Raw genomic sequence first — 9517 nt, 5'->3', positions numbered from 1 at the left:
AGCCTTTCTGGGGGGCGCTGATCAGTACGTCCACGCCGACCTTCTTCATATCGACCCAGATAGTGCCTGAGGCAATGCAGTCCAGCACGAACATGCCACCGACGCTGTGTACGGCATCAGCCACCTGTTTGAGGTAGTCATCCGGCAGGATGATGCCGGCTGCGGTTTCCACGTGGGGGGCAAAGACCATGTCCGGCTTCTCGGCCTTGATGGTTTCCACCACCTGCTCGATGGGAGCCGGGGCGAACGGTGCCTGGGGCTGGTCGCTGATCGGGGCGGCTTTCAGCACAGTCTCTTTAGACGGGATGCTGCCCATCTGAAAAATCTGGCTCCAGCGATAGCTGAAGAAACCATTGCGGATCACCAGGCAGGACTGGTCAGTGGCGAACTGCCGGGCCACCGCTTCCATGCCGAAGCTGCCGCCGCCGGGTACCACGGTAACCGAGTGAGCGTTGTAAACCTGCTTCAGGTTGCTGGAAATATCCCGCATGACCTGCTGGAAACGCTGGGACATGTGGTTCAGGGAGCGGTCGGTAAACACCACGGAATACTCAAGCAGGCCGTCTCGATCAAAGTCACGGGGCAAATCTGTCACTGGGGGTCACCTCTGCAGCAACCGGCGCTGGCCGGTCTCGTTGCGTTATTGTCTGCCTTGGATACTGGATTGCTGGCAGCGCCGCAACCGTCCGGAGCAAAAAGCATGGCAAAAGGGGCATCAACTGGTTAATTCGCAGTCAATGACTGTCGTCTGCAGTCAATTAAGCTTATGTCGGAACAATCTTGAGCCAACCGGGGCGCTGCCTCATACTATGCGCCCTTAACGCCCTGTAAACACAGCGTTTAACCCCTATTCTTCGGCAAGCGAGCCACGATCACATGACAGAGTACGTCCTGATTCTGATCAGCGCTGTGCTGGTTAACAACTTTGTCCTGGTGCAGTTCCTGGGGCTGTGTCCCTTTATGGGGGTCTCCAACAAGATCGAGACCGCCATGGGCATGTCCCTGGCGACCACCTTTGTGCTGACGTTGTCGTCCGTGCTCGCCTATCTGACCTGGGCCTATATTCTGGTGCCCTTCGAGCTGGAGTACCTGCGCACCATCAGCTTTATCCTGGTGATCGCCGTGGCGGTGCAGTTCACCGAGATGTTCGTGAAGAAAGCCAGCCCCCTGCTCTACCGGGTGCTGGGCGTGTTCCTGCCGCTGATCACCTCCAACTGCGCGGTGTTGGGCGTAGCATTGCTGAATGTACGCCAGGAAGATGCCACCTTTATGTCATCGCTCACCTACGGGCTGGGCGCGGCGCTGGGCTTCTCCCTGGTTCTGGTGCTGTTTGCTGCCATGCGTGAGCGCATTGCCGTGGCCGATGTGCCGGAAGCGTTCCGTGGCCCCAGCATCGGTCTGATCACCGCCGGCCTGATGTCGCTGGCCTTCATGGGCTTTTCCGGGCTGATCAAGTTATGACCGCTGTATTGATTGCCGTGGCCGCCCTGCTCGCCCTGGCCGCCGTGTTCGGTGCGGTGCTGGGTTTTGCCTCGGAAAAATTCAAGGTCGAGGGTGACCCCATTGTCGAGCAGATCGATTCCCTGTTGCCGCAGACCCAGTGTGGCCAGTGCGGGCACCCGGGCTGCCGCCCCTACGCGGAAGCCATTGCCGAAGGCGAAGACCACAACCGCTGTCCCCCCGGCGGTCAGGACACCGTGGATTCGCTCACCGACCTGCTCGGCCGCGACGAGCTGACCCTGGACGACGAAGGCGCCGAGGATGCGGACATCCCCAAGGTCGCCTATATCCGCGAGGACGAGTGCATCGGCTGCACCAAGTGCATCCAGGCCTGCCCGGTGGATGCCATCGTCGGCGCCGCCAAGCTGATGCATACGGTGATTGTGGACGAATGCACCGGCTGCGACCTGTGCGTGGAACCCTGCCCGGTGGACTGCATCGACATGGTCGAAGTACAACCCACCCTGCAGACCTGGGGCTGGAACCGCCCTGCCGGTATCGGCGAGCGTCCGGACAGCCGTATTGAGGTGGTTAACCTGTGATTCGCACCCTGTTCCGTTCCCGCAGCCCCAAGGTCTTCGACTTCCACGGCGGTATCCATCCGCCGGAACGAAAGGACATATCCAACGGCACCGCCATTGCCCCTGGCCCCATGCCGGGGCAGTTGGTACTGCCACTGAACATGCACATCGGCGCCCCGGCCAAGCCACTGGTCGAGCCAGGTGAGCGGGTACTGAAGGGCCAGATGATCGCTGAACCCAGCGGTGCGGTGAGCGCGGCCATTCATGCGCCCACTTCCGGGACCGTCAGTGCCATCGGCCCCCGCGCCATTCAGCACCCTTCCGGCATGGATGCGGTCTGTATCGTCATCGACACCGACGGCAAGGATGAATGGATAGAACACGCCGGAGTGGCGGACTATACCGAGCGCAGCCCCGGCGAACTGGTGGACACCATCCGCCATGCGGGCATCGCCGGCATGGGCGGCGCCGGCTTCCCCACCAGCATCAAGGTGAACCTGGGCGACCACCAGCGGGTGGAAGAACTGGTGATCAATGCGGTGGAGTGCGAACCCTACATCACCGCCGACGACCGTCTGATGCGCGAGCGCGCCGACGAGATCATTGCCGGCATCAACATCCTGCAATACCTGCTCAACCCGCGCCGCACCCTGATAGGCATCGAGGACAACAAGCCGGAAGCGATCTCCGCCATCAAGCGGGCCTGCAAGGGCTGCGACATCGACGTGCGCGTGGTGCCCACCAAGTACCCCTCCGGCGGCGAAAAGCAGTTGATCCAGCTACTCACCGGCAAGGAAGTGAAAAGCGGCCAGCTACCAGCCCAGGTGGGTGTGGTGTGCCAGAACGTGGGCACCGCCTACGCCATCAAGCGCGCAGTCGTCGACGGCCAACCCCTGCTGTCGCGGGTGACCACCCTCACCGGTGAAGGCGTAAGTCGACCGGGGAATTTTGAAGTACTGCTGGGCACCCCGGTGCGCGATCTGCTGCTTCACGGCAGCGTCGACCCGGACAACATCGGCCGTCTGGTGATGGGCGGGCCGATGATGGGCTTCACCCTGCACAACCCGGCGGTGCCGGTGGTGAAAACCACCAACTGCCTCATCGCCGCGACGCTGGAAGAACTGCCCGAGCCGCCCCCGGAGCAGCCCTGCATCCGCTGCGGCTCCTGTGCCGACGTATGCCCGGCCAATTTGCTGCCCCAGCAACTCTATTGGCACGCCAAAAACGACGACCTGGAAAAGGCCCAGCAGCACAACCTGATGGACTGCATCGAATGCGGTGCCTGCGCCTATGTGTGCCCCAGCCATATTCCGCTGGTGCAGTACTACCGTTACGCCAAGGCGGAAGTGCGCCAACAGGCCGCCGAACAGGTTAAAGCCGACAAGGCCCGCCAGCGTTTCGAAGCCCGCCAGGCACGCATCGACGCGGAAAAGGCCGAGAAAGAAGCCCGTCGCCAGGCGCGGCTGGAAGCCAACCGCAAGAAAAAGACCGAGGCCGCTGCCGCGCCTTCCGTGGACACCGCAGCCCTCAAACAGGCCTCCCTGGATGCCTCCAAGGCCTACAAGGCCGCCGTGAAAGCAGCCAGGGAAACCGACGCCAATGGCGCCGACAACACCGCCGACCTGAAAGCGGAAGCGGACCGCCTGAAAGCTGAGGCCGACAAAGCCAAGGCTGCGGTGCGCGACGCCAAGTCAGCGGCACCGGCCGCCGCGCCGGCGGAAGACGTGGTCGGCAAGCTGAAAAAACAGGTTGGCGACGCCTCCACCGCCTACAAGGCGGCGGTGAAAGCCGCCAAGGACGCGGAAGCCAATGGCGACGACAACGCCGCCGAGCTGCGCGCCAAAGCCGATGAGCTCAAGGCCGCCGCCGACAAACTCAAGGCGGACCTGCGTGACGCCAAGGCCAACACCACCGCCACGCCGGCAGCCGCACCTCAGGCCGATCCGGTGGCGGATCTGAAGAAACAGGTGGGCGACGCCTCTTCCGCCTACAAGGCTGCCGTGAAGGCGGCCAAGGAAGCAGAAGAAAACGGCGCCGACAATGCCGCCGAACTACGCAACCAGGCGGACGAACTGAAGGCGAAGGCGGACCAGCTCAAGGCCGATCTGCGCGACGCCAAGGCCAATGCACCGGCCACGCCCACCCCGGCCCCAGCCGCTGCGCCAACCGATCCGCTGACAGAACTGAAAAAGAAGGTGGGCGAGGTATCCTCCGCCTACAAGGCCGCCGTCAAAGCCGCCAAAGAGGCCGACGAGAACGGGGCGGACAACGCTGCCGAATTACGCGCCGAAGCGGATCGACTCAAAGCCGAGGCCGACCACTGGAAAGCCGAGCTCCGCGAGGCAAAAGCCTCCGCACCCGCTCCGGCAACGCCCAAGACACCGCCGGCCCCCACAGATACGCCCAAGGCCCCGGAAACTGAAGCGCCGCAAGCGCTGGCCGCCGTGGATCCGGAAGTGGCCGCCAAGCGACAGAAGCGCCTCAAGGCACTGAAGACCGCCTACAACATGGCGCACAAGCAGTACAAGGACGCCCACGCGGCCCTGGAGCGCGGCGAGCGTAACGGCGACATTCCCGCCGACGAGCTCAATGCCATGGAGCGGAAAGTGGACAAGCTGAAAGGCAAGGCCGACGTGGCCCGCGATGCCCTGGATGCGCTGGTGGAAGAAGCCAAGGCGGATATCCGCGCCCACACCGGCAAGGATCTGAAAACCCTGAAGCTGGAAGCGGCGCGGGCAGAAAGTGCCCTGGCCGACAAACAGCGCGAGCTGGAGCAACAGCGCGATAGCGCCTCGGAAGTCAATCTGGAAGCCCTCAGTTCCGAATTACAGGCACTGGAAGCGGAAGCCCAGATCGCCCGCATGGCCCTCAAACAGGCGGTAGAAGAACAAGGACTGCAAGACTGATGGCACTGATCTCTTCAACCTCGCCCCACACCACGGTGAGCAACAACACCGGCGCCTTCATGCGTCAGGTGATTTACGCCACCCTGCCCGGCCTGGCGGTACTAACCTGGCAGTTCGGTTGGGGCACGGTGATCAATGTGCTGTGGGCCGTGGTGGTGGCCCTGGTCAGTGAGGCGCTGATCCTGAAAGCCCGCGGTCGCCCGGTGGCTTTTTACCTGAAGGATTACAGCGCGGTGCTCACCGCCGTGCTACTCGCCCTGGCCCTGCCGCCCACCTCTCCCTGGTGGCTGACCCTGATCGGGGTGGGCTTCGCCATTGTGGTCGCCAAGCAGCTCTACGGCGGCCTGGGCATGAACCCGTTCAACCCGGCCATGGTCGGCTATGTGCTGTTGCTGATTTCCTTCCCGGTGGCCATGACCCAGTGGATCGCCCCCGGCGAAGCGCCCAGCCTGGCACAAAGCTGGCAACTGTTTACCGGCCAGTTGCCGGTGGACGGCCTGAGTGGCGCCACGCCCCTGGATACCTTCCGTACCTGGGCGGGTAACGAGAGCGAGCTGGCCAGCCACGGCATTCTCCATGGCCAGTTTGCCGGGCTCGGCTGGGAGTGGGTGAACCTGGCCTTCCTGGTGGGCGGCCTGTATCTGATCAGCCGCAAGATCATTACCTGGCATATCCCGGTGGGTTTCCTGGGCGGCCTGGCCCTGCCCGCCTTGATCGCCTGGCTGATCGACCCGGTGCGGTTTTCCGATCCGCTGTTCCAGATATTTTCCGGCGGCGCCATGCTCGGCGCCTTCTTTATCGCCACCGACCCGGTAAGCGCCGCCACCAGCCGCAGCGGACGGCTGATCTATGCGGCGCTGATCGGTGTGCTGATCTGGGTAATCCGCAGCTTCGGCGGCTACCCGGATGCCGTAGCGTTCTCGGTGCTGCTGCTTAACCTGTGTGCGCCCTTTATCGATTACTACACCCAGCCACGCACCTACGGGCACAACAAGGCGAACCGGGGCACCAACAGCGCCAAACAAGGGGGTGGCTCATGATGCGCCAGGCCATCTCCCGGAATATGCTGATCCTCAGCGTGTTTGCCATCGGCACCGCCGCCACCCTGGCGATCACCAACGAGCTGACTATCGGCAAGGTGGAGTGCAACAAGCAGGCCGCACTGATGGCGTCGCTCAACGAAGTGATGCCCCACGACCACCATGATAATGATCTGCTCGCCGACCGTATTACCGTCAGCGACCCGCTGCTGGGCCGCAGTGGCCAGCATATTTACCGGGCGCGCCAGAATGGCGAGCCCAACGGTGCCGTACTGGAAGCCACCGCCCCGGACGGTTACGGTGGCAATATTGCCCTGATCGTCGGCGTGGATACGCAAGGCAAGGTTCAGGGGGTACGCGTGGTGCCCCCGCACAATGAAACCCCCGGGCTGGGCGATAAAATCGAAACCAAAAAATCCGACTGGATCTATGGTTTCCATGGCCTGTCACTGGGCAACCCTGCCGGCGAGGGCTGGGCGGTGAAGAAGGACGGCGGGCAGTTCGACAGCTTTACCGGCGCCACCATTACCCCCCGTGCCGTGGTCGGTGCCGTGCACCGCGCCCTGCAATATTTCGACGCCAACCAGGCGGCTGTCTTTGACACCCCTTCCGAGGCAGCACCGGCGGAGACCTGTGATGAGTGACGTGAATTACAAAAAGATCAGCATGGATGGTCTGTGGAATAACAACCCGGCCACCGTGCAGATTCTCGGCCTGTGTCCGCTACTGGCAGTGACCGGCACCGTGGTCAACGCGCTGGGCCTGGGCCTGGCGACCCTGGTGGTGCTGATGGGCTCCAACATCTGCGTGTCGGTGATTCGTCAGTACGTGACCGATGCGGTACGCCTACCCGCTTTCGTGATGATTATCGCCGCCATGGTGACGGTGATCGAAATGCTGATGCAGGCCTTCACCTTCGAGCTGTATGAAATCCTCGGTATCTTCATTCCGCTGATCGTCACCAACTGCACCGTGCTGGGCCGGGCCGATGCCTTCGCCAGCAAGAACCCGGTGCTGCCGGCGGCGCTGGACGGTTTCATGATGGGGCTGGGATTTCTGGTGATCCTGCTGATTCTCGGTGGCATGCGCGAGCTGATCGGCCAGGGCACCCTGTTTACCAACATGCAGCTGCTGTTCGGCCCCATGGCCGCAGACTGGCAGCTTCAGGTGGTGGAAAACTACGGCGGCTTCCTGTTCGCCATCCTGCCGCCGGGGGCCTTCGTGGGCCTGGGCCTGATCATCGCCGGCAAAAACGTGATCGACAAACGCCTGAAGGCAATCCAGAAAGCCAGGGCCAGCGACGAACCCAAGGTCAGCCGCCGGGTACGCACCACCGGGAAAGTCAGTTAAGGGCCTCACCGCCCCACCGTAGGAGCGTCGCTGGCGGCGCGATTCGACCAGTAACGAGTAACGAGGAGCGAGTCACGAAAGGCCAAACCCTGGATGGTTTAGGGTTCCGAAACTCGCTTCTCGTTACTCGCCACTAGCTGCTTCACTTCGCTCCTACAAAACCGACCCTGCCACCAACAACGCCAACGCCACCAACCCATGCGGCAAAAACACATGGCGCCAGCGCAGAATGCGTAGCAACTCCTTCATGCCTCCGGCGCGGCGGCTGCGGTCCCAGCTGTTGGCGGTCTGGAACGGGGCGATATCGTCCACTTCACCACGAAAGTGCGCTTCGATCTTTTCGATGCGGGCGTAATGGGCGGACTGAAACGCTTTCCAATGCCCTTCCACCAGCCAGAACATCAGGCTACCCACCACCCCCACCCAGAGCAGCGCCGGGCGATCAAAGAACGCCCCGGACCCGGCCAATACGCCGGCCAGAGTGACACTCCAGGCCTTGATCGTGAGCGACTTCTGGTCGAACGAATCGATCAGCCCGGTTAGGTGGAAGTATTCGCTTTCCAGTTGCTGGTCCAGTTGTGACATGCCATCCCCCCATGAATGGATCAGATTCCCCGATAAATCCGCGCTATTAAACGCGATTCAAACCATACAGACAAAGCCGCACAGTAACGGGCAAGGAGGAATACCATGAACCGTAAGCCAGTGACGCTACGACAACAGCCCTTGTCCGGGGGCATCCGCGACCAGCTGTATGGCCCCGCACGGGATCAATGGCGGGATCACCCTCACTACCTGATCAGTGACGCCCGCGCCCTGCAGCGCAACCACCGTAATCTGAAGCGTCAGGCCCGCCAGTACCACGGCGCCCTGACCCATCTGCTGGAGCTAAGCGAGACGGAGCGCAACACTCAATCCAATCGCCAGTTACTGACCACCATCGGTAACCATGGACAACGCCTGCTGAAAAATCTGCACAGCCATCATGGCTTCGAGGACAGCAGTGTCTTTCCGGTGTTGCGCCAGCATCACCCACGGCTGGCCGCCGGCTTCGACGTGCTGGAACAGGATCACCTGGCCCTGGATGCTCTACTGGATGATATCGACCGGCAACTCACCCTCTTCCCGGCGTTGACGACGAATCCGCGGGCACTGGAAACCGCACATCAGCAAGCGGCAAACCTTGAGGCATTACTGCATCGTCACATGGATGACGAAGAGGACATCATTGTGCCTATCTATTTGTTGTATATGTGATTTTTTGCGTTCAATTGAACACCACAATTCACATTCTTTTGCACTTGATGTGCGCCAGGTTACGAACTTAGCGCCGGGAACCGGATCATAATAAGCACTATCAACAAAACAAGGAGTGAGCCATGAAAAGCGCAGCAGTTGCCGCCCTCGGTATTGTAGGGGCCGTGGCCATCGCCGGTGTCGGTTATGGGGCTTATCAGGTCATAACCCCGGCCACCTCAGGCTACGCCGAAGTAGTGAATGTAGACCCGATTGTGAAAACCTGGCAGGAACCCCGTGAGGTTTGTCAGCAGGTAACCGTGGAACGCAAGAAACCGGTTAAAGACCAGCACCGTGTTACCGGTAGTGTCGTCGGTGCCGTGGTCGGCGGTGTCATCGGCCATCAGTTTGGCGGCGGCAGCGGTAAAGATGCAGCCACCGCAGGTGGTGCCATTGCCGGCGGTGGGGCCGGTAACCAGATCCAGAAAGGCATGCAGGAAAAAAACACCTACACCACCGCGGAACAACGCTGTAACACCGTGATGGAAGACAAGAGTCGCACCGAAGGTTATGACGTGACCTATGTCTTCAATGATCAGGAAGACACCATTCGCATGGACAAAAAGCCCGGCGAGCGGTTGCGTATCGAAGAAGGGGAAGTGGTTACCCAGTAACCCTTCCTTTCCATGGAAAAGCCCGCAACCGCGGGCTTTTTTTGTATCCTTTTCACCACAGAGAGCACAGAGAGCACTGAGTCTGCCTATCTTCTGGCCCGCTTTTCCTCTGTGTACTCTGTGCCCTCTGTGGTAAATGCTTTTCCCTTCAACCAGACAATACAGATACGAATGTCTGGATGATCGTCGCGTTGGCAATATCCACGATAAAGCCCCCTACCACCGGCCCGATGATAAACGCCAGCGGCGACGGGCCGTGGTGCTGGGTCCCCGCCTGGATGTTGGCCACC

The 9517-nt window shown here is 61.4% G+C and carries 10 protein-coding genes; 8 read left to right on the top strand and 2 right to left on the bottom strand.

Annotated elements, in window-relative coordinates:
* Positions 1-595: aminotransferase class V-fold PLP-dependent enzyme (locus ACFE0K_RS01650; RefSeq protein WP_434534403.1), on the bottom strand; the 595-nt coding region annotated here is incomplete at its 3' end.
* A gap of 281 nt (positions 596-876) precedes the next feature.
* Here ACFE0K_RS01650 and rsxA point away from each other — a divergent pair.
* Genes rsxA through ACFE0K_RS01620 form a run of 6 tightly spaced genes read left to right on the top strand, consistent with a single transcriptional unit; the run spans position 877 to position 7317 of the window.
* Positions 877-1461 (top strand): electron transport complex subunit RsxA, encoded by a 585-nt coding sequence (rsxA, locus tag ACFE0K_RS01645; protein ID WP_035250378.1) that lies wholly within the window; start codon positions 877-879, stop codon positions 1459-1461.
* Positions 1458-2042 (top strand): electron transport complex subunit RsxB, encoded by a 585-nt coding sequence (rsxB, locus tag ACFE0K_RS01640; RefSeq protein WP_434534402.1) that lies wholly within the window; start codon positions 1458-1460, stop codon positions 2040-2042. The genes rsxA and rsxB overlap by 4 nt, the downstream gene beginning before the upstream one ends.
* Positions 2039-4927: an electron transport complex subunit RsxC gene (rsxC, locus tag ACFE0K_RS01635; RefSeq protein ID WP_434534401.1), complete on the top strand. Its 2889-nt coding sequence runs from the start codon at positions 2039-2041 to the stop codon at positions 4925-4927. Before rsxB ends, rsxC begins: the two co-directional genes overlap by 4 nt.
* Positions 4927-5967, top strand: coding sequence for an electron transport complex subunit RsxD (gene rsxD, locus ACFE0K_RS01630; protein WP_434534400.1), 1041 nt, complete (start codon positions 4927-4929; stop codon positions 5965-5967). Before rsxC ends, rsxD begins: the two co-directional genes overlap by 1 nt.
* Positions 5964-6611 carry an electron transport complex subunit RsxG gene (gene rsxG / locus ACFE0K_RS01625; protein ID WP_434534399.1) on the top strand — a complete coding sequence of 216 codons (648 nt, stop codon included), beginning with the start codon at positions 5964-5966 and terminating at the stop codon, positions 6609-6611. Before rsxD ends, rsxG begins: the two co-directional genes overlap by 4 nt.
* Complete coding sequence (locus ACFE0K_RS01620; protein WP_434534398.1) at positions 6604-7317, top strand: electron transport complex subunit E; 714 nt, start codon at positions 6604-6606, stop codon at positions 7315-7317. The genes rsxG and ACFE0K_RS01620 overlap by 8 nt, the downstream gene beginning before the upstream one ends.
* Before the next feature lie 153 nt (positions 7318-7470).
* On the opposite strand, the gene ACFE0K_RS01615 is transcribed toward ACFE0K_RS01620, so the two are convergent.
* Positions 7471-7902: a hypothetical protein gene (locus ACFE0K_RS01615; RefSeq protein WP_434534397.1), complete on the bottom strand. Its 432-nt coding sequence runs from the start codon at positions 7900-7902 to the stop codon at positions 7471-7473.
* A 105-nt stretch (positions 7903-8007) separates the two neighbouring features.
* Here ACFE0K_RS01615 and ACFE0K_RS01610 point away from each other — a divergent pair, with 105 nt between their 5' ends.
* Together ACFE0K_RS01610 and ACFE0K_RS01605 are read left to right on the top strand one after the other, a co-directional pair.
* Complete coding sequence (locus ACFE0K_RS01610; protein WP_434534396.1) at positions 8008-8574, top strand: hemerythrin domain-containing protein; 567 nt, start codon at positions 8008-8010, stop codon at positions 8572-8574.
* 122 nt (positions 8575-8696) lie between these two features.
* Positions 8697-9227 carry a glycine zipper 2TM domain-containing protein gene (locus ACFE0K_RS01605; RefSeq protein ID WP_434534395.1) on the top strand — a complete coding sequence of 177 codons (531 nt, stop codon included), beginning with the start codon at positions 8697-8699 and terminating at the stop codon, positions 9225-9227.
* The last annotated feature ends 290 nt before the right edge of the window (positions 9228-9517 follow it).

The organism is Alcanivorax sp. (genome assembly GCF_051117345.1).
GTDB lineage: Bacteria > Pseudomonadota > Gammaproteobacteria > Pseudomonadales > Alcanivoracaceae > Alcanivorax.
Note: the sequence above shows the minus strand (reverse complement) of the source record. Positions and strands in the feature narration are given on the sequence as shown.